Annotated in this window: 23 protein-coding genes; 12 read left to right on the top strand and 11 right to left on the bottom strand. The window is 64.5% G+C overall.

What is annotated here, in order from left to right:
- Positions 1 to 564: HAMP domain-containing sensor histidine kinase (locus QN413_RS07850; protein WP_323496054.1), on the top strand; the 564-nt coding region annotated here is incomplete at its 5' end.
- A gap of 276 nt (positions 565 to 840) precedes the next feature.
- On the top strand, positions 841 to 1,431 hold the full coding sequence (locus QN413_RS07845) for an NAD(P)H-dependent oxidoreductase (protein ID WP_323496053.1): 591 nt from the start codon (positions 841 to 843) through the stop codon (positions 1,429 to 1,431).
- A 14-nt stretch (positions 1,432 to 1,445) separates the two neighbouring features.
- On the opposite strand, the gene QN413_RS07840 is transcribed toward QN413_RS07845, so the two are convergent.
- Positions 1,446 to 2,102, bottom strand: a complete 657-nt coding sequence (locus QN413_RS07840; protein WP_323496052.1) for an OmpH family outer membrane protein — start codon at positions 2,100 to 2,102, stop codon at positions 1,446 to 1,448.
- Positions 2,103 to 2,213: 111 nt separating this feature from the next.
- On the opposite strand from QN413_RS07840, the gene QN413_RS07835 reads away from it, so the two are divergent.
- Both QN413_RS07835 and yghU read left to right on the top strand, forming a co-directional pair.
- The gene (locus tag QN413_RS07835; protein WP_323496051.1) at positions 2,214 to 2,471 is read left to right on the top strand and encodes a hypothetical protein; all 258 of its coding nucleotides are present in this window, start codon (positions 2,214 to 2,216) and stop codon (positions 2,469 to 2,471) included.
- A 40-nt stretch (positions 2,472 to 2,511) separates the two neighbouring features.
- Positions 2,512 to 3,369, top strand: coding sequence for a glutathione-dependent disulfide-bond oxidoreductase (gene yghU / locus QN413_RS07830; protein WP_323496050.1), 858 nt, complete (start codon positions 2,512 to 2,514; stop codon positions 3,367 to 3,369).
- Positions 3,370 to 3,415: 46 nt separating this feature from the next.
- Here the strand turns inward: yghU and QN413_RS07825 are convergent, their stop codons facing one another.
- From QN413_RS07825 to QN413_RS07805, 5 genes are all read right to left on the bottom strand, one after another.
- A complete protein-coding gene (locus QN413_RS07825) occupies positions 3,416 to 4,630 on the bottom strand; it encodes an OmpA family protein (RefSeq protein WP_323496049.1) in 1,215 nt (404 codons plus the stop codon).
- Positions 4,624 to 5,919, bottom strand: a complete 1,296-nt coding sequence (locus QN413_RS07820; protein ID WP_323496048.1) for a hypothetical protein — start codon at positions 5,917 to 5,919, stop codon at positions 4,624 to 4,626. Before QN413_RS07820 ends, QN413_RS07825 begins: the two co-directional genes overlap by 7 nt.
- Positions 5,920 to 6,499: 580 nt before the next feature.
- A complete protein-coding gene (locus tag QN413_RS07815) occupies positions 6,500 to 7,612 on the bottom strand; it encodes a substrate-binding domain-containing protein (protein WP_323496047.1) in 1,113 nt (370 codons plus the stop codon).
- Positions 7,609 to 8,760, bottom strand: a complete 1,152-nt coding sequence (locus QN413_RS07810) for an ABC transporter permease (RefSeq protein ID WP_323496046.1) — start codon at positions 8,758 to 8,760, stop codon at positions 7,609 to 7,611. The genes QN413_RS07815 and QN413_RS07810 overlap by 4 nt, the downstream gene beginning before the upstream one ends.
- Positions 8,757 to 10,340 carry a sugar ABC transporter ATP-binding protein gene (locus tag QN413_RS07805; protein ID WP_323496045.1) on the bottom strand — a complete coding sequence of 528 codons (1,584 nt, stop codon included), beginning with the start codon at positions 10,338 to 10,340 and terminating at the stop codon, positions 8,757 to 8,759. The genes QN413_RS07810 and QN413_RS07805 overlap by 4 nt, the downstream gene beginning before the upstream one ends.
- A gap of 147 nt (positions 10,341 to 10,487) precedes the next feature.
- On the opposite strand from QN413_RS07805, the gene QN413_RS07800 reads away from it, so the two are divergent.
- A complete protein-coding gene (locus QN413_RS07800) occupies positions 10,488 to 11,498 on the top strand; it encodes a LacI family DNA-binding transcriptional regulator (protein WP_323496068.1) in 1,011 nt (336 codons plus the stop codon).
- 16 nt (positions 11,499 to 11,514) lie between these two features.
- On the opposite strand, the gene QN413_RS07795 is transcribed toward QN413_RS07800, so the two are convergent.
- The 4 genes from QN413_RS07795 to QN413_RS07780 form a co-directional block, all read right to left on the bottom strand.
- The gene (locus tag QN413_RS07795) at positions 11,515 to 12,549 is read right to left on the bottom strand and encodes an L-idonate 5-dehydrogenase (RefSeq protein WP_323496044.1); all 1,035 of its coding nucleotides are present in this window, start codon (positions 12,547 to 12,549) and stop codon (positions 11,515 to 11,517) included.
- A gap of 20 nt (positions 12,550 to 12,569) precedes the next feature.
- Complete coding sequence (locus tag QN413_RS07790; protein ID WP_323496043.1) at positions 12,570 to 13,343, bottom strand: SDR family NAD(P)-dependent oxidoreductase; 774 nt, start codon at positions 13,341 to 13,343, stop codon at positions 12,570 to 12,572.
- 10 nt (positions 13,344 to 13,353) lie between these two features.
- Positions 13,354 to 14,352: a D-glycerate dehydrogenase gene (locus QN413_RS07785; RefSeq protein ID WP_323496042.1), complete on the bottom strand. Its 999-nt coding sequence runs from the start codon at positions 14,350 to 14,352 to the stop codon at positions 13,354 to 13,356.
- A gap of 100 nt (positions 14,353 to 14,452) precedes the next feature.
- On the bottom strand, positions 14,453 to 15,370 hold the full coding sequence (locus QN413_RS07780; RefSeq protein WP_323496041.1) for an NUDIX hydrolase: 918 nt from the start codon (positions 15,368 to 15,370) through the stop codon (positions 14,453 to 14,455).
- A 285-nt stretch (positions 15,371 to 15,655) separates the two neighbouring features.
- On the opposite strand from QN413_RS07780, the gene QN413_RS07775 reads away from it, so the two are divergent.
- From QN413_RS07775 to QN413_RS07755, 5 genes are all read left to right on the top strand, one after another.
- Positions 15,656 to 17,983 carry a catecholate siderophore receptor Fiu gene (locus QN413_RS07775; protein ID WP_323496040.1) on the top strand — a complete coding sequence of 776 codons (2,328 nt, stop codon included), beginning with the start codon at positions 15,656 to 15,658 and terminating at the stop codon, positions 17,981 to 17,983.
- A gap of 100 nt (positions 17,984 to 18,083) precedes the next feature.
- Positions 18,084 to 18,764 carry a Fe2+-dependent dioxygenase gene (locus QN413_RS07770; protein WP_323496039.1) on the top strand — a complete coding sequence of 227 codons (681 nt, stop codon included), beginning with the start codon at positions 18,084 to 18,086 and terminating at the stop codon, positions 18,762 to 18,764.
- 95 nt (positions 18,765 to 18,859) lie between these two features.
- Positions 18,860 to 19,933 carry an NAD/NADP octopine/nopaline dehydrogenase family protein gene (locus tag QN413_RS07765; protein ID WP_323496038.1) on the top strand — a complete coding sequence of 358 codons (1,074 nt, stop codon included), beginning with the start codon at positions 18,860 to 18,862 and terminating at the stop codon, positions 19,931 to 19,933.
- Positions 19,923 to 20,969: a 3-hydroxybutyryl-CoA dehydrogenase gene (locus QN413_RS07760; RefSeq protein ID WP_323496037.1), complete on the top strand. Its 1,047-nt coding sequence runs from the start codon at positions 19,923 to 19,925 to the stop codon at positions 20,967 to 20,969. Before QN413_RS07765 ends, QN413_RS07760 begins: the two co-directional genes overlap by 11 nt.
- On the top strand, positions 20,966 to 21,844 hold the full coding sequence (locus QN413_RS07755) for a zinc-binding alcohol dehydrogenase family protein (RefSeq protein WP_323496036.1): 879 nt from the start codon (positions 20,966 to 20,968) through the stop codon (positions 21,842 to 21,844). Before QN413_RS07760 ends, QN413_RS07755 begins: the two co-directional genes overlap by 4 nt.
- Before the next feature lie 19 nt (positions 21,845 to 21,863).
- Here the strand turns inward: QN413_RS07755 and QN413_RS07750 are convergent, their stop codons facing one another.
- Complete coding sequence (locus QN413_RS07750) at positions 21,864 to 22,349, bottom strand: MarR family winged helix-turn-helix transcriptional regulator (protein ID WP_323496035.1); 486 nt, start codon at positions 22,347 to 22,349, stop codon at positions 21,864 to 21,866.
- A gap of 148 nt (positions 22,350 to 22,497) precedes the next feature.
- Between QN413_RS07750 and QN413_RS07745 the strand changes: the two genes are divergently transcribed.
- Together QN413_RS07745 and QN413_RS07740 are read left to right on the top strand one after the other, a co-directional pair.
- Positions 22,498 to 24,690, top strand: a complete 2,193-nt coding sequence (locus QN413_RS07745) for an indolepyruvate ferredoxin oxidoreductase subunit alpha (RefSeq protein ID WP_323496034.1) — start codon at positions 22,498 to 22,500, stop codon at positions 24,688 to 24,690.
- A 3-nt stretch (positions 24,691 to 24,693) separates the two neighbouring features.
- Positions 24,694 to 26,193: an indolepyruvate oxidoreductase subunit beta family protein gene (locus QN413_RS07740; RefSeq protein WP_323496033.1), complete on the top strand. Its 1,500-nt coding sequence runs from the start codon at positions 24,694 to 24,696 to the stop codon at positions 26,191 to 26,193.

Genomic DNA, 26,193 nt, shown 5'->3' with positions numbered 1-26,193 from the left:
ACGACCTCGGAGGCCCGCGACTACGAATTCGCTGTGGTGAGCCTTTCATCGTTACTTGCGAAGAGCGTCGAGGAACTCGCCGCATATGCCTTGGCCCGGCACGTGCAGCTGTCGTCAAGATCAATGCATACCCATCATGACCTCGTGCGCGCGGACGGAGGAATGCTGCTGCGAGTGTTCGCCAATCTCTTGGAAAACGCGATTCGGCACAGTGCACCCGGCGATATTATTTGGGCGAACTGCAACGTCGAGAAAGGACTTGAGGCTGTGGTCAGTATTCAGGACGAAGGCACCGGCATGGCACCGGCCGTGCTGGATGCGCTGCTCGATCGCGGGGCCCAGGGCCTGACCGAGGCCGCCAAGCTTTCCGCTTCTCAACAAGACATTGAAGCGGCTCACAACGTTGCGCCGCGCGATGCCAGGACGCACGGCTTCGGATTCGCAATGGTCAGGCAGGTTGTGGCCGCGCATGGCGGCTGGATCTCCGGCCAGAGCACTGTCGGTGAAGGCACGACTTTCGCGATCGGCTTTCCTTTGGTGCATGCGGAAAAGCAATTTCAATAGCCCAGTCCAGCACCTTGCAATCCGCGTGCTGGCGAGAATCGCGAGGCCTGCTTTTAGGTCAGCAAGACGCCGGCGAAGATGATTCGCTTCGGAGGGGCTCAGCCCGGTGCAATACCGGACGAGAAACACCGCCTGATCGGCGAGATCACAATGTCCAACTTCTGGGGTCAGTTCAATCCCGGGGCGATTCATTAGGAGCGCCCATTTAAAGCGTCATGCCGCGATGTGCAAGACTCTCGCAATCCGATAATTTTTCAGAGAAAAGGCGGAGCATTCATGGCCGACAAAATCCTGGTTTTCTACGGTTCGTACCGGTCCGATCGCATGGGCATCCGGTTGGCCGACTACGTGGTGTCGATGCTCACGGCGCGGGGTGCCGCTGCCGAGCTGGTCGACGCGCAAGCCGTCGGCCTGCCGATGCTCGACCGCATGTACAAGGAGTACCCGAAAGGCGCGGCACCGGCCGCTATGGAAGCGCTCGCCGAGAAGATCCGCACCGCGGACGCCTTCATCTTCATCACCGGCGAATACAACTGGGGTCCACAACCCGGATTGAAAAACCTGACCGACCACTTCCTCGAAGAATGGTTCTGGCGACCGGCTGCCGTGGCGAGCTATTCGGCAGGTCGGTTCTCCGGTGTGCGATCAGGTTCGATCTGGCATCAGATCCTGTCGGAGATGGGCATGGTGGTGGTGTCGAGCACGCTCGCGGTCGGCCCGATCTCGCAGACGCTGGACAGCGAGGGCCACGCAACGGGAGCGCCCGGTGCCGCACTCGACAAGTCGTTCGGGCGCTTTGCCGACGACCTGGCGTGGTGGACCGAAGCCACGCGCGAGCAGAGGGCGCGCAAGGTGCCGCCTTACTGATTTATCGAGGTCTGCTACTTGTTTCCGCTGACCGCCGAATCGAGTGTTTTCAGTACTTTGTCGGTGACGTCGTAAGCCGGCCGGATATAGACGATCTCCTGCAGGATGGCGTCGAAGCGCTCCGTTTCTGCAACCTGCTTGACCGCGCGCGAGGTGGCTTCCAGCAGCTTTTGCAGCTCTTCGCCGCGCCGGCGCTCCTGGTCCGCCTTGAACGCCTCGCTGACGCGATTCAATTCGCGCTGCTGTTCGCCCAGCCGGCGCTGACGCTCCAGACGCTGTTCGTCGCTCAGATTGGGCATGTCTTTCTCGAGCCGGGCGACGGCTGAGCTGAATGCCTGTGCCTGGTCTTTGCCGGCTTTGGCCCGGACCGCGAACTCGACTTCAAGCGCTTCTTCGGCGCGCTTGCCCAGAACCGAATCCCGCATCACTCGATCGACGTTGACATAGCCCAGCCGGAACTGCTGCGCGCTCGCAGTGCCGCAAGCGGCCAAGGCAAGCAGCACGCAGAAAGAAGAGACGAGTCGCCTGTGGGTACGGGTAAACATTTGTTGGGAGAGGCTGGTCAGAGAGAGGTCGGTTCGACTCGAATGATCCCATGCTTGGCCGGCGCACCCAAAAATTGGGAGTCTTAACCCTTGGGACACCGTTTGGTGATGTGGGCTCGTATTCATCTGTTCGGCACCGAACCGACTCGGTCATAAAAGGCGCGCGAAAATTTCGGCATGTTATTTACTGCACGCCAACGCCCCGTACGCGCACTGTGGCTGATACCGATCGCGCTGATGATCGGCGGTGCTTTGCTTGTGGCATCGACATGCAGCCCGAGCCCTGACGGCTCGTTGCTGGTGGTGGCGATCCTCGGCGCGCTGCCCTGGTCGCTGTGCCTGCTCATGCTGGACGCCACGCCGGGCTTTGCGGAAACGGCCGGACGGCTTGTCTCACTTGGCATCGTTCTGAATCTGGTCGGGGTGTGGTGGGGGATGCTTGCGTTTGTGAAGCGCCGCTCAAGACGTCGCCCTGCGGAGGTTCGGCTTTCATGATCCACTGGATGTTTGGCCCTACACACATCGAGATCGACACATGACAGCACCATCGGACTACATCCCACCCAAAGTCTGGACCTGGAACAAGAGCAACGGCGGCAAGTTCGCCAACATCAACCGCCCGATCGCCGGGCCGACGCATGACAAAGAGCTGCCCATAGGCCGCCATCCCTTGCAGCTCTATTCGCTGGGAACGCCAAATGGCATCAAGGTGACGGTCATGCTGGAGGAGTTGCTGGCACTCGGCCACCAGGGCGCCGAGTACGACGCCTGGCTGATCAAGATCAACGAAGGCGATCAGTTCGGCAGTGGCTTCGTCGACATCAATCCCAACTCCAAGATCCCGGCGCTGATGGACCGCAGCGGGCCGACGCCGATCCGGGTTTTCGAGTCGGGTGCGATCCTGGTGTACCTCGCCGAAAAGTTCGGCGCCTTCTTGCCGACCGAACCAGCGCATCGTGCTCAGTGCTTGTCATGGCTCTTCTGGCAGATGGGCAGTGCGCCGTACCTCGGCGGTGGGTTCGGGCATTTCTATGCCTATGCGCCGACCAAGATCGAGTACGCGATCGACCGCTTCGCAATGGAGGTGAAGCGCCAGCTCGATGTGCTCGACCGGCGACTTGCGGAGTCACCTTATCTGGCAGGGGACGACTACACGATCGCCGACATGGCGGTGTGGTCCTGGTACGGCGCGCTGGCCAAGGGGCTGGTCTACGAGGCGGCGGAGTTTCTGGAGGTCGCGTCGTACACGCACGTCCAGCGATGGACGGACCAGATCGCGGCGCGGCCCGCGGTGAAGCGCGGGCGCAGGGTCAATCGAGTGTGGGGCGACGCGGCCGAGCAGATGCCCGAACGCCATGACGCCAGCGATTTCGACATGACGACCAAGCCGTGACGTCGTGGCTCCGGGGCTCGCCGACGGTCAGCCGTTTCATGCTGCCTTAGCCGTTGCAGGCGATCACCTTGAACTCGACGCGCCGGTCGAGCGCATCGCGCAAGTCGTCCGTTCCGGTCCCCACGATGTTTTCGCGAAATCCAAGGCCGGCGTCACGCAGCTTGCGTGTGAGTTCGGGGGCTTCGGTTTCGAGTCGCCGCTTGACGTACGTTGCGCGCTGCAGCGACAGCCGGCTGTTGATCTGCTCGGAGCCGGTGCGGCTGGTGTGCCCGGTCACCACAACGCATTGCTCGATCAACGCGCTCTGACGCGCGATCTGGCGCAGCCACATCGGATACGGCCCACTGACCCGGGTGTCGACCACGAAGTCGGTCGTTCCTGGCTTGAAGAGGAATTTCACGCTCAAGTTGTTGGTGGCCAGGCCCAACCGCACCATGAGCCCAAAAGTTTTCTCCGCCGCATCGGTTTGGCCGAGCTGCGTCTGCGAAAGGTACAGACCACTGTAGATGCCCATCTGCTGGCCGTCCGGGCGCAGCGATGCGGCCTCGTAACGCGCCAGCGCTTCGGTATAGCGCTTCTCGTTGTACGCCGCGTTGGCGTCGGCGAGCAATGCCGAGGTCGGCAACCGTTCCAGATAGAGCGCATCCGCAGGCATGCCGGCCTTGGTCTGCGAGGTGCGGATGTAGCCTTCCACCACGCGGTCTTTCGCGATCACCGGGCTGTCACGGTAGACGGCGGTCGGACTGGTATTCAGATTGTTGTCGCCCACACGTGAAGCAGTCTGGGCCAGCACCAGCCCGGTCTTGATATCGGTGAGCGCAAGACTCAGGCGGTACTGCGCGGCGCCGGCCGTGCTGCTGGTCTGGGTCAGAGTGCCGTTCAACACGAACTGGGCGCCGGCCAGGCCGGTGGCGTCGAAGGCCGAAACAGTGAACTGCTTGAAGCGCGAGCGCACGCGTTCGGCCACGCGCTGTTCGGCGATGCGCGTGACCTCGGTCTGCTGCCCACTGGTGCCGTCCAGCATCGGGTCGACCACGATGATGCGCGGCGCCTTCAGGCGGGACTCCACCGTTGCCATGAAAGTCGGTAGCTTTTGAGTTTGCGCGAAGAGGTCGTCGACCGACTGGTCGAGTGCCTCATCGAAGGGTATGGCCATGTCGCGCTCGGATACGCGCGGCGCGCCGCAGGCGACCAGGGCCATGGCACAGCCCAGGAGCGCGGCCCGTGCGAGCCGTTGAAGTTGGGTTTGGGTGATCAGCATCTGGTTCTCAGGGTTTCTCGGTCGGTACTGGTCAGTGGCGCACCTGCCGAGGCGCGCATGACGATCTCGCTGCAGCGGGAGGCGCCAGCAGGTTCGGCGGCGGATCTTTCGGCTTGCGGGATGGCTGCGACAGTCGATGGGGATTCGACGCGATGGGTCGTTGTCGACGGCAGCTTCGCTATACGCAAAGAAGTGGCTTTGGGCGCTGGAACCGCGTCCGGTATGCGATCAGCGACCTTCGGTGGCGCAGGCGCCACCATCGCTGGCGGAGCCGGGGTAGTGATGGCAGGCGACGGAACCGCATTGGTGATGGACACCGGCGTCGGTGGTGCCGAGGATGCCGAGGATGCCGAGGGTGTAACGGCGGCCGGAGTTGCAGGCGCGTGAGCGTCGGCCGTCGCTGTGTCGTGCGACGCCGACGCTGACAGCAGCAGCACCCCCACGCCGAACATGATCGTGACGACTCCGGCCAGTACCGAGGTCGCGCGACTGGCCAGCCTGGTCAATACAGCACCGGGTTGCAGCCACAACCCGTGCGGCCTCTTCGTGACGCGCGACACGTCCAGCAAGACCAGCAGCACGGCGACACCAAAACTGACGGCAAATCCGATGCGCGTCAGCGAGCCACCGGGTGCCAGCCGCTCGAGTCCCGAGATGGCCAGGCCGACGAACGCCGCCAGCGCATTGAACGGAAATACCCACGTGCTTATCGCCTTCAGAATCTGCTGCTGGGTGGTGAGAGGAGGCGCTTCGGGTGGCGCGACGTGTATGGCGCGGGGTAGCGTCGTCGGGATTGGAGCCGGGGTACTGGCGCCATAGAGCTGCTCGAGATGAGCACGCAGCGCGGGCTCGGGCACCTGCAGCAGGAAGGTCTCGATTCGCCGGCCATTTTCTTCGGTGAAACCATCGGTCGGCCTAAACGCTGCCCGGTGCGCCACAGACAAGTCCGACACCGAAACATGGAAGGCGCCGGACACCAGGATCTCGCCGACGAGGGCATGCTGCATCACATGCTCGGCAACGTTGATCCCCTCGCCAAAGAAACTGGGCATCCCGTTCACGTCCTTGCGCGCGACCAAAGATCCAAGGTGAAGACCCGCCCTCGACTGCTGCGAGCCGTCCTGGCGCATCCAGTCGGCCAAACGAAACGCTGCGGTCAACGCGGCATCGACGTGATTCTGAAAACTGATGGCGACGCCTTCCCCGGCCGGGAGGATGGTGCGGTCCGGTTCCGGCACGCCGGCCAGGAGACTGGCGAGGAGCGCCTGAAGCTGTGCGTGCCACTCCATCCGCGCGCTGCCGTCCCACTCGGCTGTCGAGACGGGCTGAAGGCACAAAACGCTGCAGACGATCGAGTGACTGGGCGTAGACCGGTTCACTCGCTTGACGGCGTTGCGACTGCAAAGGAAGAGTCACTTTCACGCGCGACTATTGCTGTGTGCGGCGCGTATCTGCTCATCGTTGGGGGGTGGTCTGCAAGCGCCAACGGGCGAGGCAGGATGGCAAGAAAAGAAGGGCGCACAAAGGACTTGGTATCAAGGCAGACGGTGGCCGACAGCGAGTTGGGCCGTAGGTCCAGAGAGATTCACATAAGTTAACAATCGTAAATGAAAAAGGTTCACTTACAACTTTAGTTAGAGCTGCAAATCCTGCGCGTGGTACCCGGCCCAACCCGGCCTGCGCCGTCGGACGAGGGCATGCAGGCAAAGCTGTACCGACGCCGCAGAGGTCGATCTGCTGCAGTTGCGGCTAACCAGGTTGCTGTGCCCGCTGCAGATACGCGCCGAAGCTCTGCAGAGCCCCGACGCGGGCCATCGATTCCCCCTTCGATGCGGGGTGAAGGCGTCTTTCCGTTGGGTCAGTGGCTATTTACGGCTTGCCCCAAATCCGCTTGTACTGATCCCGATAGCCGTTGTCCGGGTCGAAGATGTTCTTGGGGCCACCGTCCTTGCCGACGTTGTCGACCGTGACCAGATGCACCTTGGGGTTGTAGCCCGACCAGGCCACCTTGTTGAAGGCTCGGTTCAGTTCATCCACGACCTGCCAGCCCTGCATGTTCAGCGGCTCAGGCACGGTGCCGGCTTGGAAGCGCTTGCTGCGGATGCGCTGGTAGGCCGCTTCGGAGCCGTCGCCCGCCGACACCGCCTTGGGATTGCCGTCGCCTTTCTTGCCGGCCGCCGCGAGCGACGGACCCATGAAGTCGAAGTACAGGTCGTTGATGGCCAGCGAATGGGTCCATTTGTCGCCGAAGCGTTGCAGCAACGACGTCGTCAGTTGCGGCATGCGGGTCGAGCTTTCGGAGATCGGGCTGTCTTCGAAACTGAGCACCGTGCAGCCGCCGCACTTCTTGATCACGGCTTCCATCGCCTTGGCCTTGTAGAGCGCGATCGCGTATTGCGAGTCGGTGAAGATCACCACGCCGGCCTTGCCGCCGGAGTCGACCACCGCCCACGAAGCGGCCACATCGGCGACGTCGTCGGTCACGGTGGTGACGTTGGCGTACAGGCTGGCTTTTTCATTAGGGCCCGGCTTTTCACCCGAATGCCAGCCGACCAGCGGCACGCCGGATTTGGCCGCGTTCTCGAAAGCCACCTTCTGCTCGGTGGTGTCGAAGCCGCCCACCACGATGCCGGCCGGCTTGAGTGCCAACGCCTGGTTCAGCGCGGCCGTGCGTCCGCTGACCGAGCCCTGGCCGTCGATCACACGCACGTTCCAGCCGATGGCTTTGCCGGCTTCTTCGACGCCCTTCGACACGCCGACGATGCCGCCGTTTTTCATGTCGCCCGCGACGAACACGATGGTGCCCCCCGCTGCGGCTTTGGGGCCGGTGGTGGGGCCGTCCCACTTCTCCTGGCTCATGGTCGCGACGGCTACCTTCTGCTTGGCGGCGTCGAGAAAATCGTCGGCCAGCGCGTGCCCGGCCAGGCCGGCCGTGCAGAGCGCGAGGACCGCGGTGGTGATGCGGGTGCGAACAGTCTTCATCTTGATGTCTCCGTTGGTTTTGTAATGGAAGCGAGGGAAGCGAGAGAGGTGAGGGAGTTGAGAGGGAGCGTCGAAGGTGTTTCCTGCGGGTCCAATGCCAGTTGTCGCTCGGCGATGCGCCGCTTGATCGACAGGTTGCGGCGCTGCTGCGCATACCCCGCGATGCCGATCGACACCAGCAGGGTGAGCCCGTTGAACAGCGGTTCGACATAGAAGGCGCCGCCGAATTGCTGGATGCCCGAGATGCCGATTGCCAAAATCGCCACGCCGACCAGCGTGCCCCAGACGTTCACGCGGCCGGGCCGAATGGTGGTGGAGCCGAGAAAGGCGCCGACCAGCGCCGGCAGCAAAAACTCCAAGCCGACACTGGCCTGGCCGATCTGCAGCCGCGAGGCCAGCAGCACGCCGGCAAAGCCCGACAGCAAGCCCGACGCCACGAAGGCGCCCATCACGTGCTTGCGCACCGAGATCCCGTTGAGCTGGGCCGCCTTGGGGTTGGCGCCGATCACGTAGAGTGCGCGGCCGAGCGGCGTGAATTCGGTGACCAGCCACAGTGTCACGGCGACGGCCAGCACGTAGAACGCTGCGATCGGCAAGCCCAGGAAGCTGCCGCCGGCGAGGCCGACAAAACCATCGGGCAGATCGCCCACCACCTGACGGCCACCGCTATGCCACATGGCGAGCGCGTAGATCACCGTGCCGGTACCCAGCGTGGCGATGAACGAGTCGATCTGCACCAGCTCGACCAGCAGGCCGTTGAGCACGCCGAACAGCGCCGCACAAGCCAGCACGATCAGCACCGCGAGCGGCCACGGCACACCGAATCGCGTCTGCAGACTGATGGCGAGGATGTGCCACAGCACGATGCCGTAGCCCACAGTGAGGTCGATCTTGCCGGTGATCATCGGGATCGTCGCGGCCAGCGCGAGCAGCGCGATCACCGACTTGTCGGACAGGATGGCGCGCAGGTTGAACAGCGTCGGAAAGGTGTCGGGCAGCAGCAGCGAGAACAGCAGCGCCAGCGCCACGGTGAGCATGACAAGGCCGTACACCGGAATGGCGCGGCCGAACCGCTGCACCAGCGTGAGCGCCTCACCATCGAGCGACTTGTCCGGCTCCAGTGCCGTGGACTTGATGGAACTGCTCATGCGAAGACTTCCTCTGTGTGTTGGGTGTCGGCATGCAATGCACCGCCAGCGGCCATTGCGAGCAGGCGCTCCACCGTGATCTCGGCGTCCGTCAGCTCGGCTGCGATCAAGCCGTCGCGAAACACCAGCACGCGGGTGCAGACGGTGGCGACTTCCTCGAAGTCGGTCGACACCACGACGAGCGCGCTGCCAGCTTCAGCGCGCTCGCGCAGCACGCCGTAGATCTGCCGCTTGGCGCCGACGTCGACACCGGCCGTGGGTTCTTCAAGCACCACGAGCGGCTTGTCGAGGTCGAACCAGCGCGCCAGCACCACCTTCTGCTGGTTGCCGCCGGAGAGCTGTTGCACCTCGGCGCCGGGCGCCGGTGGGTTGATATCGAAGCGCTCTATCAGGCGGAGCGCACTGGCGTGCTCGCGTCGCCGGCGGTTGAAAGAGATGCCGCTATCACCATGCAGCGAAGGATTCGGAAACAGGTTTTCGAGCACCGACATCGAGGCCGCGAGGTTCTCTTCCAGTCGCTCGCTGGCGACGTAAGCCACCCCCGCCCGAATGGCATCTGCCGGGGTGCTGAAGCACACCTCGTGGCCGAGCAGCCGCATGCGTCCGGCCGACAAGGGCTCGCGGCCGAACAGCGCGCGGCTGATCGCCTCATGCCCGGCACCGCGCAGGCCGACCAGGCCGACCACTTCACCGCGGCACACTTCGAAGCTCAAGGGCCCGGCGTTGCCGCTGGCCGCGCCGTCGAGTTGCAACACCGGCTCGGCGCCCGCACTGGCACGGCACGCCGCCTTGGCCACGCCCGCCGACAGTGCCTTGCCCACGATCAGGCTGACCAGTTCGCTTTCATTCGTTCGCGAGGTCGTTTTGATCGCGACGAGCTTGCCGTCGCGCATGACCGCTGCGCGGTCCGAGATGGCCATGACTTCGTCGAGCCGGTGCGACACGTAGATCATTGCCATGCCCTGGCTGCGCAGACCGCGCAAGACGCCGAAGAGGCGTTCCACATCGGCCATCGGCAGACTGGCGGAAGGTTCGTCGAGCACCAGCAGGCGGGCCTGCACCTCGAGCGCGCGGCCGATCGCCAGCAAGGATTTCTCCGCCCGCGTAAGAGAGAAGACGCGACGTTCAGGATCGATGTCGCAGCCGACGCGCGCCATCACGCGCACGGCCGCACGGTTCGCCGCCTTCCAGTCGATCAGGCCGAAGCGCCGTGGATAGCCCATGCCGAGCGCGACGTTTTCGGCCACCGTCATCCACTCGACCAGGCCCAGGTCCTGGTGGATGAAGGCCACCGGCTGCGACCGTCGATCGCTGCTGCGCCAGGCGTCTTGCGGCCGGCCCTTGAAGAAGATCTCGCCGCTGTCAGAGGGATAGATACCTGCCAACAATTTGATGAGTGTCGACTTGCCCGCGCCGTTCTCGCCGAGCAGCGCGAGGATCTCGCCGCTGCACACGTCGAGCGTGACGTCGTCGACCGCCTGCGTGCCGCCGAAGCGCTTGCTGATCCCATCAAAACGCAGCAATGTCTCGCTGTACGGCGTCGGGGCGCCGCTGCCTCGCGGGTGCAAAACTTCGGTCATCGACGCAGTTTCGCCCTTGTTGCGTTACCGGTAACTGGTGCTTACCCGGAGCGACCGATCGGCACGTTCCTAAATATGATTCGCATGCGCTCTCGAAAACAAACGATGCCTTCTCGCGCTACCCCCGACCCAGGACGCCAGGTGACCATGGCCGACGTGGCGGCGCGCGTCGGCGTGTCGAAGATGACGGTGTCGCGGGCTTTGAGCCGCGCCTCACAGAGCGACCGAACCACGTCGGAGGCGCTGCGGCAACGCATCCTGCAGACCTGCACGGAGATGGGCTACGTGGTCGACCAGACCGCGCGCACCTTCTCGTCGAAGCGCTCCGGCTTCATCGCGGCGATCATCCCGTCGCTCAACAATTCGAACTTTTCGGACACGGTGAACGGGATCATGGCGGCGGTCGAGGGCAGTGGCCTGCAGTTGCTGCTCGGCTATTCCGACTACCGGATCCAGAACGAAGAGCGGTGGGTCAAGGCGATGCTGATGCGCCGGCCGGAAGGCGTCATCCTGACTGGCGGCAGCCATACCGAAGCGACGCGCGCGACGTTGCTCGCCTCGGGCGTTCCGGTGGTCGAGACATGGGACCTGCCGCAAAGTCCGATCGAACACACGGTCGGTTTCTCCAACGCCGAAGCCAGCGGTGCACTGGTGCGGCATCTGCACGGCAAGGGCTATCGCAACATCGCCTTCATCGGCGGAACTTCCAACCGCGACACGCGCGGTGCCGACCGCAGGCGCGGTTATGGCGATGCCGTCCGGAAGCTCAAGCTGCCCGCTGGCCGGGTCATCTCGTTCGGTCAACCGCCGATCTCTATGGAGCAGGGCGGAGAAGCGATGGCGCTGCTGATGAAGCAATGGCCTGACGTGGATGCCGTCCTGGCGGTGTCTGACCTGTCGGCCTTCGGCGCGTTGGCCGAGTGCCAGCGGCGCGGCTGGAATGTGCCGGAGCGCATTGCCATCGCAGGCTTCGGCGACTTCGAAGTGGCGCGCAGTTGCCATCCGCGGCTCACGACCGTCGCCATCGATTGCGCCGGCATCGGCCGTGCTGCCGGTGAACTGCTGTTGCGGGCGATCGAAGCTGCGCGTAACGGTGCGCGACTGCCACCTGAAACAGTGCGCACGCCTTTTCAGATCGCGCAGCGCGAAAGCACCTGAAGCGCAGACGTCTTGCTCAGTCGAAGTTCAGAATCACCTTCATCGCCTGCGACCGATCCGCTGCCAGTGCGAACGCCCGCGCTGAATCGCGATAAGACAGTGTTGCCGAAATCAGCGGCTTCACATCGACCAGGCCCTTGTTCAGCAACTCGACCGCCATCGCGAACTCTTCATGGAAGCGGAAGGCACCGCGCAGCTCGAACTCCTTGGCCACGATGGTGTTGATCGGCAGCGTCATCTCGCCGCCAAGGCCGAGCTGCACGATGATGCCGCGCGGTCGCACCGCATCGAAAGCACCGACCAGCGCACGCGCGTTGCCGCTGGCTTCGAACAGCACGTCGAAGCTGCCTTTGTCGGCGGTGAAGCGCGCGAGGCCATCGGGCTCTTCGGCGACGTTCACGACTTCATCGGCACCGACTTTCAGCGCCTTGCCCAGCGTGTGCGCGCCGACATCGGTGGCAACGATATGGGCTGCGCCAGCGCGCCGCGCCGCGATGATCGCCAGCGCGCCGATCGGGCCGCAACCCGTGACCAGAACGCGCTTGCCGAGCAGCGATCCGGCACGGCGCACGGCATGCAGCGCCACCGACAGCGGCTCGGCCATCGAGCCTTCGCCGTCGCTGACCGAATCCGCCAGCTTGTGGGCCTGATGCGTCTCGACAACGATCTGCTGACGGAAGGCACCCTGTACGTGCGGCGTGCGCATGGCACTGCCGTAGTAGCGCATGTCCAGGCAATGGTTCTGCAGGCCTTGCTGGCAGAACTTGCAGACACCGCACGGCCGGCTCGGGCTGATCGCCACACGCTCGCCGGCCACGAATCCGCGCACGTCCGCGCCGACCGCCTCGATCACGCCGGCTACCTCGTGGCCGAGCACCATCGGCTCCTTGATCCTGATGGTGCCGAAGCCGCCGTGCTGGTAATAGTGCAGGTCGGAGCCGCAGATGCCGCCGCAGCGCACGCGCACCTGCAACTGGTCGGGGCCGAGCGGCGCGGTTTCATAGGTTTCGACGCGCAGATCGCCGGGCGCGTGAATGACGAGTGCTTCCACTTTTTGTGTGTCCTTGATTTTTAAAGCTGTGCCGTCACGCCGCCATCGACGTACAGGATGTGGCCGTTGACGAAGTTCGACGCGGCGCTCGACAGGAACACTGCCGCGCCCACCAGGTCTTCGACGTCGCCCCAGCGCCGCGACGGCGTGCGGCCGATCAGCCACTTGGAGAAGTCCTCGTTCTTGACCAGCGCTTCGTTCAGCTCGGTCTTGAAATAGCCCGGCCCGAGCCCGTTCACTTGAATGCCGTGCTGGCCCCAGTCGATCGCCATGCCCTTGGTCAGCATCTTCACCGCGCCCTTGCTGGCGGTGTAGGGCGCGATCCCCGGGCGGCCCAGCTCGCTCTGCACCGAGCAGACGTTGACGATCTTGCCGCGCTTGCGGCCGATCATGTGGCGCGCCACCGCCTGGCCGACGAGGAAGACGCTGTCGAGGTTGGTCTTCATCAGCTCGTGCCAGTGCGCTTCTTCGAACTGATCGAGTGGCGCACGGCGCTGCATGCCGGCGTTGTTGATGAGGATGTCGATGGGGCCGATGTCGCGCTCGATGCGGTCGACCGCTTCCTTGACGGCTTCACCGGATGTGACGTCGAAGCTGGCCGTCACGATGTCGGCGCCTTCGCCGCGCAATGTGGCTGCAGCGGCTTCGAGCTTGTCTGCGTTGCGTGCGTTCAGCACGATGCGTGCGCCCGCGCCGGCGAGTCCGCGGGCCAGGGCAAAGCCGATGCCGGCGCTCGAGCCGGTGATCAGTGCAGTGCGGCCGGTGAGGTCGAAGCTTTTGAGGATGACGTTCAAGACAGATCTTTCATTGCGCTGTCGTCAGCACATCGGGATTGACCGGCGTCGGCGGCTTGCCGGCATGAGGCCCGGCGCCGAGTGCCGCGATCAGGTTGTCGACCGTGAGCGATGCCATCGCACGGCGCGTCTGAATGGTCGCGCTGCCGATGTGCGGCGTCAGCACGACGTTGGCGAGCCCGAGCAGGGCCGGATGAATTCGCGGCTCACCTTCGAACACATCGAGGCCGGCGGCAGCGATGGTGCCCGCCTTCAGAGCAGCGGCCAGCGCCGCATCGTCGACGATGCCTCCGCGCGCGATGTTGGTCAGCGTGGCGGTCGGCTTCATCAGGCGAAGCTCCTCGGCACCGATCGTGTGGTGCGAAGAGGCCGAGTAGGGCAGCACCAGCAACAGGTGGTCGGCTTGGCGCAGCAGCGTGGCCTTGTCTACATAGCGGGCGCCGATGGTCGCTTCGGTCGCGGTATCCAGCTGCGTGCGGTTGTGATAGATCACCTGCATGCCGAAGCCCAACGCACCACGCCGCGCGATGGCCCGGCCGATGCGGCCCATGCCCAGAATGCCCAGCGTCGCGCCGTGCACGTCGGCGCCGGCGAACTGGTCGAAGATGCCGCCCTTGTTCCACTCTCCGGCACGCACGAAGCGCTCGGATTCGCCCAGGCGCCGGGCCGTGGCCATCATCAGCGCGAAGCCCAGGTCGGCCGTCGTTTCGGTCAGCACGTCGGGCGTGTTGGTCACCAGCACGCCACGTGCCGTGCAGGCCGCGACATCGACGTTGTTGTAGCCGACGCCGACATTGCAGACCGCCTTGACCGTCGGGCAGGCGTCGAGCAATGCCGCGTCGATGCGCTCGCTGCCATGGCTCATCACGCCCTGCTTTCCGTGCAGGCGTTGCTTCAGTTCGTCAGCGCTCCAGATCGTGTCATTCGGGTTGTCTTCGACCTCGAAGTGATCGCGCAGGCGCTGGGCGATGTCGGGGAAGGTGGCTCGGGTGATGAGGACGGAGGTCATGGCTTGTCTTCTTTATGCTGGTTGTTGTGTGCAGAACGAGCGTATTCGGCGAAATGGGCTCACGCAAAGATAACTTTTTTGAACTTAGGTTGGTGAAGCATCAGAGACGCTGCGTGGCGGAGTCCGCGAAGAATGCTTCGAAGCCATCGAATGGTTCGAATCGGCCATCGCGCAACACCAGCCTCGACACGCCCGGAAACGCACGCTCGCGGTCGCCATGCGCCACGTCGCCTGGGTAGCAAAAAACGCGCGCCGTATCGACCTCAATATGAACCGGATGAATGAGCCGTGGCGGCGTGGCACGCGCGGCGTCGAACGCTTCATCGGCGCTGGCGTAGCGCGACAGGTGGGCGAGGGTGATGATCTGCGGCGGTGCCAATTCGATCTCGCGCTGCCAGTACATCTCCAGAGCTTGGCGCGCGCCGAGCCAGCGGCCAATCGTCGACTCGTGGTCTGCGACATCGGCGGTCTGACCCACAGGCATTCGAGCCACGAAAAAGCGCGTGTCGAAGCGACGGCGCGGCATGTTGGGTATGACCGGCGTGATCCAGCGCGACCATGGTGCGATGAGGCTGCTCGACAGCGTCAGGCCGAGCGCGTCCAGCATCGATTCGAACGGCACATCGCGCGGAAGCGGAGTCGAGTCCAAGGCCGAAGCAGGGGGTTGCCAGAGCCCATCGGAACCATCGGCCAGCAGTACGCCGGCCTCTTCGAAGAGTTCGCGCAGCGCCGCCACGTGGATGGCCGCAGCGACTGGCGCCGAGAGCTCTGGCTCGCCGAGCGCCGCGTGCAGATCCCCTGCGTCGCGATCGAGCCGATGCACCGAGAGCGGGTCGGCCGCATCGAGCTTGCCGCCCGGAAAGACATGCACGCCGCCCAGCACGCTGGCCTCGATCGCACGGCGCATCAAGAAGGTTTCGAGGCCCTGCGCGCCGTCACGGAGCAGCACCACGGTGGCTGCGACTTCAAGACGGGCAGGGGCTGGGTGGGGGCCGGAGTCGCTGCCAAAACTGTTCATTTGTTGGAGTTTGATGCGTCGCAGCCTGCCCAACTTCACCGGGCAGAAAAAAGGAACTCATGCTGCCGCCAGACAGTTGTCGCACCACTACAACACGCAAAGCGGTTTACGTACGTTCCGTAAAGGAAATGCAAAGATCTAACTGAGAGTCATTATCATTAACGCTGTTTCGCGGCGTGTGCTGCGAGCCAGCTCATCCAGCCAATCCCTCCAGCGCCCTTGCGGGCTGCTCGCCCGGGACCCGCCAGTCGAGTTCTCATTTCCCGCCTTTTCGGAGAACCCCTCATGGCCTACATCAAGAGCCGCAAGCACGCCGTCGCGCGCCCGTCACCCCAACTCACTGGCGTCGCTGCAGCTGCGCTGATGGCATTCGCCCTGCCTGTTGCTGCACAAACCGCCGGCAGCGCCACGTTGCAGGAAATTCGCGTGCGAGACTCCGCGGGCGCCAGCGACTACAAGGCCGACACGTCGGCCAACCCCAAATTCACCGCGCCACTGGTCGACACGCCACAGACCATCCAGGTGCTAAAGGAGCAGATCCTGCGCGAGCAGGGCGCCACGACGCTGACCGAAGCGCTGCGCAACACGCCCGGTGCCGGTGCCTTCTACCTCGGTGAAAACGGCAACACGAGCACCGGCGACGCCATCTACCTGCGCGGCTTCGACACTTCCAGCAGCATCTTCGTCGACGGTATCCGCGACATCGGCTCGGTCTCGCGCGACACCTTCAATATCGAGCAGATCGAAGTCGTCAAAGGCCCGGCCGGCAGCGACACCGGACGCACTGCGCCCACCGGTTACATCAACCTGATCACCAAGAAGCCGACGCTGACCGACAGCTTCTTCGGCTCGGTCGGCTTCGGCAGCGACAGCTTCAAGCGCGGCACCATCGACTGGAACAAGGCTCTGAGCGGACCGGGTGGTGCAGGCGCCGCCTTCAGACTCAATGCGTTCACCGAAGACGCCGACGTGTCAGGCCGCGATGTCGTGAAGAACAAGCGCTCGGGCATCGCGCCGTCGCTGGCGCTGGGTCTCGGCACGTCGACACGCCTGTACTTCGACCTGGTCCACATCCAGCAGAACAATGTGCCTGACGGCGGCGTGTCCACGATCGGCCTGCCTGGCTACTCGACGCCCGACGCGACCACCGTGCGCGGTCGCCGGACCTTCTTGAACTCTGCTCAGCCGGTTAATTCGAGCAATTTCTACGGCACCTCGTCGGACTTCGACCACGTGACGCAGAACATGTTCACGGCCCGCGTGGAGCACGACCTCACGCCCGACATCACCTTGCGCAACACCTTCCGCTACGGCAAGACCGAGCAGGACTACCAGCTGACGTCGTTCATGGCGACCACCGCGAACCTGCTGACGCCCAATGCCACGGCCCCGCTGGGCTGGACCGTAGCTCGCAGCAATCCGACGAACAAGAATCAGGAGAACACCATCCTGACCAACCAGACCAACGTCAGCGCCAAGTTCGACACGGGAGGCGTCGGCCACACGCTGAACGCCGGCGTCGAGTTGATCCGCGAAGAGCAGGACACGCTCGGCTACTACGGACAAAACGTGGCGGTGTTCGGCTACCCCGGCATCCGCACCAGCGGTGCCTGGCCTGCCGCCAACCTGTACAACCCCAACCCGAACGTGCTCGGTTACCTGCGACTGCAGAACGGCGCCAACACCGAAGGCAAGACCACCACCGTCGGCGCCTACGTGTTCGACACGGCCAAGTTGAGCGAACGCTGGAGCCTGACCGGCGGCCTGCGCTTGGACCACTACGCGACCGACTATGCAGCGAATGCGCTGAACGCCACCACCGGCGTGCTCACACCGAGCGCGTTCTCGACCTCGGGCAAGCTCTGGACCGGCAAGCTCGGCGTCGTCTACAAGCCGACCGACAACAGCAGCATCTACGCGGCCTACGGCACCGGCGCGCAGCCACCGGGCGGCAACAACTTCGCACTGGCTGCCAGCGGGACCGGCAACAGCGCAAGCCGCACCGACTTCTTGCCGCAGAAAACCAAGACTTATGAGCTGGGCACCAAGTGGGAAGTGCTCCACAAGAAGCTGGCCTTGACGGCGGCCATCTACCGGACCGACGTGAGTAACGACGTGGTGCAAGACGCCGTCAGCGGCCTCTACTACCAGACCGGCAAGAAGCGCGTGCAGGGCATCGAGCTCGGCGCGGCCGGCGCGATCACCGACAACTGGGGCGTGAGCACCGGTTTCACGACGCAAGACACGAAGATCCTGAGCGGCCCCTCGGTGCTCGCAGACGGCGGCTCGGTGCTGGCGTACACGCCCAAGAATTCGTTCAGCGCATGGACGACCTACAAGCTTCCGTTCGGGCTGACAGTCGGCGCTGGTGCCCGCTTCAACGGCAAGCTTTCGCGCGGCACCGATGGCGCGCTGGGCACGCCTGCCTTTATCGACTCGTACTGGGTGTTCGACGCGATGGCTTCTTACCGCATCAACAAGAATATCGACCTGCAGTTCAACGTCTACAACCTGGCCGACAAAGACTATGTGGCTGCGATCAACAAGAGCGGTTACCGCTACACGCCGGGTGCGCCGCGCACCTATCGCATGACTGCGAACTTCGCTTTCTGATCCACGATCTTGTCGACTGCGGAGTGTCGCGCCGGCAGCGGTGCGACATTCCAGCCCCTGCCTTGCGGTCGGGGCTTTTTTCTTGTGAGGCTGCTTCAACATGATGCTGCATGTACCCGATGTGCTGACGTCCGATCAAGTCTGCGAACTTCGATCGGCCCTCGATGGTGCGGACTGGGGAGACGGTCGAGAAACCGTGGGCGAGCAGGGCGCCCGGGTCAAGCGCAATCGCCAGTTACCAGAGTATTCGGTGGTCGGTCGCCAACTCGCAAAGACGGTACTGATGGCGCTGTCGCGCAGCGCGCTGTTTCATTCGGCCGCACTGCCGCTTCGTTTCGTGCCACCGCTCTTCAATCGCTATGAGAGTGGCGAGCATTACGGCCTGCATGTCGATGGATCGGTCCGCTCGATTCCTGGCACGGGCGAGCAGTTGCGCACCGACCTGTCGTGCACGCTGTTCCTGAGCCATCCGGACGACTACGACGGTGGCGAACTCGAAGTCGTCGACAACTACGGCACGCATGAAGTGAAGCTGCCTGCGGGCGACCTCGTGCTGTACCCGTCGAGCAGTCTGCATCAGGTGCATCCCGTGACGCGCGGCGCGCGCGTCTGTTCTTTTTTCTGGCTGCAGAGCATGGTGCGCGACAACCATCAACGCGAGATGCTTTTTGGCCTGGATCAGAGCATTCAATCGTTGCGGACGCGACTCGGTGAGTCGGCTGAAACGGTCGCGCTGACGGGCCACTATCACAACCTGTTGAGGCTCTGGGCTGAGGTCTAGCTACGTCGCTCGGCTTCAAGATGCAATGTTGACACATGAATCAATGAAAAGTAATGTATTGACTTCATCGATGTCTGCTTTCTCGAACTCCGAACATGAAAATTGCAATTCTTGGTGGAGGTCATGGCGCCTACGCCGCCGCAGCGGACCTTTCTGAAGCGGGCCATGAAGTGCGGCTGTGGCGTCGCGACGCGGCCGCGCTCCATCCGGTTATTCGTGCCGGCGCGATCACGCTGAAGGATGCGGCTGGCGTGCGTGAGGTGCCGCTGGCGCTCGCGACCGCCGACATTGCCGCAGCCCTCGACGGCGCCAGGCTCGTCGTCATTCCCACGCCTGCCATCGCGCAATACGACATCGCGCTTGCCATGGCGCCGCATCTCGTTGATGGGCAGGTCGTCTTCCTTCCGCCGGGTACCTTCGGCAGCTACGTGATGGCGAGGCTGGTGAAGCAGTCGGGCAACCTGGCCGATGTCGCCTGGGCCGAGACCGGCACCTTGCCTTACCTCGCGCGCAAGCACGGCGAGCGTGAAGTCAATGTCACCGTCCGCGCCATACGCCTGCCGACCGGTGTCTACCCGGCGCGCAAGTCGGCCGAGGCGATAGAGGTGATCCGCGAAGCCTTTCCCGCCGTGCATGGCTGCGGCGATGCGTTGTCCGGTGCGCTCATGAACGCCGGCCCCGTCATCCATCCGCCGCTGATGGTGATGAACGCCGCGCCGCTGCAGCACTTCGAGCGCTGGGACATCCACAACGAAGGGACGCAGCCGGCAGTGCGCGCGGTGACCGACCAGTTGGACAGGGAACGCATCGCAGTGCGCGAGGCCTTCGGCCAGGGCGCACCGCACTATCCGCTCGCCGACCATTACGACAACGACAAGTGGATGTACGGCGATGCCCACAAGCAGCTGGTGAAGTCCGGTGACTGGCGCGAGAACATCGACTTGCACACGCATCGGTACATCACCGAAGACACTGAACTCGGGCTCGCCTTCCTGGCCTCTGCCGCACGCTATGCCGGCGTGGACGCGCCGATCGCGCACGGCTTGCTGGCCATCGTCGGCGGCTTTCTCGGCCGCGATTTGCGGCAAGGTCCACGCACATTCGAGAGCCTGGAACTGGCGGCGTTGAGCAAGGCAGAACTCGCGCAGAGGCTCCACCATGGCGAATGAGTCACTTGTCCCGTCGACACCGTCGACAGCGTCGACGCCGTTGACACCGCTGCCCCGCTTCGCCGCGGTCGGTGCCGGTCGCATGGGGCGCGGCATCGCGATCGCGTTCGCCTATGCAGGGCACCGGATCTCGCTGATCGATCTGCGCCAGCGCAGCGACGAAGCCTGGCGGCACCTCCGCGATGAAGCGAGTGCGGAGATCGAGGCGGCTCTCGCAGGACTCGCGCAACTCGGCGTCATCGATGCAGCGCAAATCCAGTCGATCGCCGCCCGCGTGGACTACGTGGACGCAGCCGCCGCACCTCGGGCATTGGCAGCCGCCGAACTGGTCTTCGAAGGCGTGCCCGAAACCATGGCGGCCAAGCGCGATGCCTTCGAGCAGCTCAATCGTCATTGCCGCGACGACGCGATCCTGACCTCGACGACCAGCAGCATCCTGGTGACGCAGCTCGCCGCGCTGGTGCGACTGCCCGAGCGTTTCCTCAACATGCACTGGCTCAATCCGGCGTACGTGATCCCGGTCGTCGAACTCAGTTGCCATCCGGGCACCGATGCCGCGGTGCTGGCGCGCACCAAGTCCTTGATGGAAGAGATCGGCAAGCTGCCCGTCGTGTGCGGCGCATCGCCGGGCTACATCGTGCCGCGGTTGCAGGCGCTGGTGATGAACGAGGCAGCCCGCATGATCGAGGAGGGCGCCGCCACCGCCGAAGAGATCGACAAGGCGACGCGCTATGGCCTGGGCCTGCGCTTCGCCGCGATCGGCGTGGTCGAGTTCATCGACTTCGGCGGCTGCGACATCCTGCATCACGCGAGCCGCGAGATGTCGGCATCGCTGAGCAAGGAGCGGTACACCGCGCCGGCCATCGTCGATCGCATGGTCGAGGAAGGGCGGCTCGGCCTGAAGACCGGCAGCGGCTTCTACGACTATCGGGGCCGCGATGTCGCCGCCTACCGGCGCGACGTGCTGGCTCGCACGCTCGGCGAGTTGCGGCACGCCGGACTCTGGCGCGCAGCGGCCGAAGAGACGCGCTCATGAAGGCCGTTCGCATCCATGGCTTCGACGCAGTGCCGGTGCTGGAAGACGTAGCCGATCCTGTGCCACGACCGGGCCGCAGCATCGTGCGCATGCAGGCGGCCACTGTGGGCCACATCGACCGCACCGTGTGGCGCGGCAGCTTTCTGCGGCATCCGCCGTTCCCGTACACGCCGGGCGTGGAGGCCGCCGGCATCGTCGTCGCGAGCGAGCGTTACGCGGCCGGGCAGCGTGTGTGGTTGCGCGGCAGCGGCCTGGGCACGCTGTTCGACGGCACCTGGTGCGAGCAGATCGACGCCCCCGACGAAGCGCTGGGCCTCTTGCCCGATGCGATAACGATGGCGCTCGGCTCGGCTTTCTTTTCACCGACCACCTCGGCATGGGTCGCGCTGCACGAAGTCGCGAAGCTGCAGCCTGGCGAGCAGGTGCTGGTGACCGGCGCGAGCGGCGCGGTGGGCTCGCTCGTCATGCAACTGGCATGCGACGCCGGCTGCGATGCAACGGCGGTCGACCCGCTTGCCGATGCGCCTCCGCCCGCTAGCGCGGACCTGCTGGTCGACACCGTCGGCGGGAGTGTGCTGTCGTCGGTCTTGCCCTGCGTGCGCCCCGGTGGCCGCGCGGTGCTGATCGGCTACACCGCGGGCCCGACGCTGGCGCTCGACATCGCGCACTTCCTGCAGCGCGATGTGGCGCTGTTGCCGCTCAACATGTTCCGGCGCGAAGCGGCTGGTCGTGCCATGGTGCCGGAGCTGTTGGCACGTCTGGCCGATGGCCGTCTGCAGCTTGAAGTGCGGCCCTTCGCATTGGCCGATGCAGCATTGGCGCTCGACTGGATTGCGCAGCGCGGCCATCGTGGCCGCGCGGTGCTCGTTGCCTAGCAGTCCCTGACCTCGGTCGCTAGTCTTCTTCGGTCGGCTCGACCGGCACATGCACGTGCTGGTCGATCATCTGCCGCAAGGTGTGCTTCAGTTCTTCGGCACGCCGCAGGCCGAAGGGTTGGAGCACGCGCCGCTCGTGATCACGTGCCAGTTCCATCAGGTGCTCGACCGCCTTCAGCCCCTTCTTCGTGATGCGCACCAGCGTGATGCGGCGATCACTCTCATGGGGCAGTCGCTCGACCTGTCCGCGCGATTCCATCCGGTCCAGCAAACGCGTCACCGTCGGCTGCTTGGTCACGGTCACTTGCGCGAGTTGGCCGATGCTGATCGGTTCGCTGCCCGCGAGCGATGCCATCACACGCCACTCGGAAATGGAAAATCCCTGCTGCCGCGCCACTTCGTGGAACTCCGACGAAATGAGCTGGGTGGCCTGCGCGAGCAATGCCGGCAAATAGTCGTCGACGAAGCGATGCGGTCCGGTGGTGTGCTCGACCGCCTTAGCCATAAGAGCGACCCACAGTCACCGTAGGCATGCTGCTTGCGTGCACAGGGTTATTCATGATTGTGGATACATTCATTTGTCAACATTATAGAAAGTGTGATGTGGCAAGCGAAACGCATCCTCCCACGACCGACAAGAAGAAAGCACCACGATGGCTGAGCGTTCATTCGTCGAAGAAGTCAAGAAGCTGAGGCTTTCCGGCGGAGACGTGTTCCGCGGTGAAGGCATTCTGGCCGTCACCAAGGCGTTGCTCGAATCCGGGGTTTCTTATGTGGCCGGCTACCAGGGCGCGCCGATCTCGCACCTGATGGACGTGCTCGCCGATGCGCAGGACATCCTGACCGAACACGGCATCCGCTTCGAGAACAGCGCGAGCGAGGCCACGGCAGCCGCCACGCTGGCTGCATCGGTCAACTACCCGCTGCGCGGCGCGGTCACTTTCAAGGCCACCGTGGGCACCAACGTGGCCTCCGATGCGCTGGCCAATCTCGCTTCCGGTGGCGTCACCGGCGGGGCTTTGATCATCGTGGGCGAGGACTACGGCGAAGGCTCGTCGATCATGCAGGAGCGTAGCCACGCCTTTGCCATGAAGTCGCAGATATGGCTGCTCGATCCGCGACCCAACCTGCCGAGCATCGTCGACGCGGTGAAGCAAGGCTTCGACCTTTCAGAAGCCAGCAACACGCCGGTGATGCTGCAGTTGCGCATCCGTGCCTGCCATGTGCACGGCCACTTCATCGCGGGCGACAACAAGCGCGCCAAGTTCACGCTGAAAGACGCGCTGGAGAATCCGCAGCGCGACGTCAGCCGCATCGTATTGCCGCCCGCGAGCTTCCTGCACGAGCAGGAAAAGATCAAGGAGCGTTGGCCCGCCGCGGTCCGCTTCATCGAAGAGCGCGAGCTCAACGAGTTCTTCTCGGAAGACGCCGACGACATCGGCATCATCGTGCAGGGTGGCAGCTACAACACGCTGCTCCGCGCGCTCGAACGACTCGGCCTGGCCGATGTCTATGGCAACACGCGGGTGCCGCTCTACGTGATGAACGTGGCCTATCCGGTAATCGAGAGCGAGGTCATCCGCTTTTGCGAAGGCAAGCGCGCGGTGCTGATCGTGGAGGAGGGCCAGCCCAACTTCGTCGAGCAGAACCTCGCGACCATCCTGCGCCACGCCGGCTCGACCACGGCGCTGCACGGCAAGGACATGTTGCCGGTGGCAGGCGAATACACCTCTTCCGAATTGCTGAAAGGCGCCCGCAGTTTCTGCGAACGCTACGAACGGCTGGCGCCATTGCTGGCACCAGTCCAGGCACGCAAGATCATTCCGTTGATGGAAGTCGCGGAGATCGGCGTCGACAACGCCCCCGAGCCGGCGTCGCCATCCAGCGCACTGGGCGACGTGGTGCATGCGCGGCCACCGGGCTTTTGCACCGGCTGCCCCGAGCGCCCGATCTTCAGCGCGATGAAGCTGGTCGAGCGCGAACTCGGCGCGCACCATGTCAGCGCGGACATCGGCTGCCATCTCTTCTCGATCCTGCCGCCCTTCAACATCGGCAACACCACGATGGGCTACGGCCTGGGAGGCGCGGGCGCGTCGGCGCTGAATGCACCGGCCGGCAAGCGCGCCATTTCGATGATGGGCGACGGCGGTTTCTGGCACAACGGCCTCACCAGCGGGATCGCTAATGCGGTCTTCAACAAGAGCGACAACCTGACCGTCATCGTCGACAACAACTACACCTCTGCGACCGGCGGGCAGGACATCCTCTCGTCGCACGCCGTCAACAAGACGCGCAGCACCGGCCATGAGATCGAGCGTGCGGTGCGCGGCGTCGGCGTCGAGTGGGTCAAGACGCTGCGCCGCACCTACGACGTCGCCGGCATGCGCGATGCACTCAAAGATGCGCTCACCACCACGACGAAAGGCCCGAAGGTCTTGATCGCGCAGTCGGAGTGCATGCTCAACAAGCAGCGCCGCGAAAAGCCGCTGGTGCGCAAGGCGATAGCCGATGGCAAGCGCATGGTGCGCGACAAGTTCGGCGTGGATTCGGACACCTGCACCGGCGACCACTCGTGCATTCGCCTGTCGGGCTGCCCGTCGCTGTCGATCAAGCCGAATCCCGATCCGTTGCGCACCGACCCGGTCGCGACCGTGCTCGACACCTGCGTCGGCTGCGGCGTGTGCGGCGAGGTGTCGCATGCCGCCGTGCTGTGCCCATCGTTCTACAAGGCACAAGTGATCAGCAACCCGAACCGCTGGGACCGCATGCGCGAACGCGTGCGTGCCGGTGTGATCGGCTGGCTGCAACGCGGTGAAGCCAAGCGCCGTGAAGCGTATGCGTTCTAAGCGATGACTCAACCAATAAAGATCGCGATATTGGCCATGGGCGGCGAAGGCGGCGGCGTGCTGGCCGACTGGATCGTCGACATGGGCGAGGCCAACGGCTACGTCGCGCAGACCACCTCGGTGCCGGGCGTGGCGCAGCGCACCGGCGCCACCATCTATTACGTCGAGCTCTACCCGATCGCGCAAGCCGAAGCGGATGGCGGCCGGCCTGTGCTGGCGCTGATGCCGCTGCCGGGCGATGTCGATGTGGTGCTGGCGTCGGAATTGATGGAAGCCGGGCGTGCGGTGCAGCGCGGCCTCGTCACCAACGACCGCACCACGCTCATCGCATCCACGCACCGCGTCTATTCCATCGCCGAAAAGAGCGCGCTCGGTGATGGCCGGGTCGACAGTGCACAGTTGTTGGCGCACACGGCAAAGGCCGCGATGCGCTTCATCCGGTTCGACATGGCCCAGGCGGCAGAAGCGTCGGGCAGCGTCATCAGTGCCGTGCTCTTCGGCGCGCTGGCGGGGTCGGGCGTGCTGCCCTTCAGTCGCGCGCAGTTCGAATCGACCATCGAGCGCGGCGGCGTCGGCGTGAAGCCGAGTCTCAAGGCCTTTGGCGCTGCTTTTACCCGTGCGCAGGCGGGCGACGATGGCGAAGCGCCTGTTGAGGCCGTCGTTCCCACGCCCGTCCCGCAGCCGCGGCATCCGGCCGTGCGTGCACTGCTCGAACGCGTGCAGCGCGACTTCCCCGCGGCGGCGCACGACCTCCTGCTCGAAGGGGTGCGCCGCTCCATCGACTACCAGGACTTGAACTACGCCGGCTTGTACCTCGACCGGATGGCATCCATCGCTGCGCTGCCCGCAAGCGACGGGCAACGACTGCTGCGCGAGACCGCTCGCCATTTGGCGCTGTGGATGTCTTACGAAGACACAGCCCGCGTCGCTGCCTTGAAGACCCGCGCCACGCGTTTCGATCGGGTGCGTGGCGAGGTGCGCGTGCAGGTAGACCAGGTAATGACGATCAACGAGTACATGCATCCGCGCATGCAGGAAATCTGCGAGACGCTGCCCGGCGGCCTCGGTCGCTGGCTCATGGCCTCCACGATGCCGAAGAAGTTGGTCGAGCGCTTCACGCAGCATGGCCGAGTGATCCAGACCAGCTCGCTGCACGGCTACCTGATGCTGCGCACCGTGGCCGGCATGAAGCGCTGGCGCCGCTCGACCATGCGCTACGCCGAGGAAAACCGGCGCATCGATGAGTGGCTGCAACGCATTGCCACTACTGCGCAGCGGAATCCGGAACTGGCTGTCGAAATTGCCCAGTGCCAGCGACTGGTCAAGGGCTACAGCGATACGCATGAACGCGGCGTCCGCAACTACGACACCTTGATGCGCTCGGTCGAGCGTGCGGGTGCGATGCTGGCGCCTGCGACCTTGCGCGAGCTGCGCGATGCGGCGCTCGCAGACGAACATGGCCACAAGCTGCAGGCGGCGCTGATGCGGCATGCGCTAGGCTGA

This window comes from Variovorax sp. LG9.2 (assembly GCF_035018885.1).
Classification (GTDB): domain Bacteria; phylum Pseudomonadota; class Gammaproteobacteria; order Burkholderiales; family Burkholderiaceae_C; genus Variovorax.
The sequence above is the reverse complement of the archived record's forward strand: the minus strand, read 5'-3'. Positions and strand labels throughout refer to the sequence as shown.

Bases quoted from the DNA above. Each gene is read 5' to 3' on its own strand.
- QN413_RS07845 (WP_323496053.1), top strand. From the start codon at position 841: ATGGCCGACAAAATCCTGGTTTTCTACGGTTCGTACCGGTCCGATCGC.
- QN413_RS07840 (WP_323496052.1), bottom strand. From the start codon at position 2,102: ATGAATACGAGCCCACATCACCAAACGGTGTCCCAAGGGTTAAGACTC.
- QN413_RS07835 (WP_323496051.1), top strand. From the start codon at position 2,214: ATGATCGGCGGTGCTTTGCTTGTGGCATCGACATGCAGCCCGAGCCCT.
- yghU (WP_323496050.1), top strand. From the start codon at position 2,512: ATGACAGCACCATCGGACTACATCCCACCCAAAGTCTGGACCTGGAAC.
- QN413_RS07825 (WP_323496049.1), bottom strand. From the start codon at position 4,630: ATGCTGATCACCCAAACCCAACTTCAACGGCTCGCACGGGCCGCGCTC.
- QN413_RS07820 (WP_323496048.1), bottom strand. From the start codon at position 5,919: ATGGAGTGGCACGCACAGCTTCAGGCGCTCCTCGCCAGTCTCCTGGCC.
- QN413_RS07815 (WP_323496047.1), bottom strand. From the start codon at position 7,612: ATGAAGACTGTTCGCACCCGCATCACCACCGCGGTCCTCGCGCTCTGC.
- QN413_RS07810 (WP_323496046.1), bottom strand. From the start codon at position 8,760: ATGAGCAGTTCCATCAAGTCCACGGCACTGGAGCCGGACAAGTCGCTC.
- QN413_RS07805 (WP_323496045.1), bottom strand. From the start codon at position 10,340: ATGACCGAAGTTTTGCACCCGCGAGGCAGCGGCGCCCCGACGCCGTAC.
- QN413_RS07800 (WP_323496068.1), top strand. From the start codon at position 10,488: ATGGCCGACGTGGCGGCGCGCGTCGGCGTGTCGAAGATGACGGTGTCG.
- QN413_RS07785 (WP_323496042.1), bottom strand. From the start codon at position 14,352: ATGACCTCCGTCCTCATCACCCGAGCCACCTTCCCCGACATCGCCCAG.
- QN413_RS07780 (WP_323496041.1), bottom strand. From the start codon at position 15,370: ATGAACAGTTTTGGCAGCGACTCCGGCCCCCACCCAGCCCCTGCCCGT.
- QN413_RS07775 (WP_323496040.1), top strand. From the start codon at position 15,656: ATGGCCTACATCAAGAGCCGCAAGCACGCCGTCGCGCGCCCGTCACCC.
- QN413_RS07770 (WP_323496039.1), top strand. From the start codon at position 18,084: ATGATGCTGCATGTACCCGATGTGCTGACGTCCGATCAAGTCTGCGAA.
- QN413_RS07765 (WP_323496038.1), top strand. From the start codon at position 18,860: ATGAAAATTGCAATTCTTGGTGGAGGTCATGGCGCCTACGCCGCCGCA.
- QN413_RS07760 (WP_323496037.1), top strand. From the start codon at position 19,923: ATGGCGAATGAGTCACTTGTCCCGTCGACACCGTCGACAGCGTCGACG.
- QN413_RS07755 (WP_323496036.1), top strand. From the start codon at position 20,966: ATGAAGGCCGTTCGCATCCATGGCTTCGACGCAGTGCCGGTGCTGGAA.
- QN413_RS07750 (WP_323496035.1), bottom strand. From the start codon at position 22,349: ATGGCTAAGGCGGTCGAGCACACCACCGGACCGCATCGCTTCGTCGAC.
- QN413_RS07745 (WP_323496034.1), top strand. From the start codon at position 22,498: ATGGCTGAGCGTTCATTCGTCGAAGAAGTCAAGAAGCTGAGGCTTTCC.
- QN413_RS07740 (WP_323496033.1), top strand. From the start codon at position 24,694: ATGACTCAACCAATAAAGATCGCGATATTGGCCATGGGCGGCGAAGGC.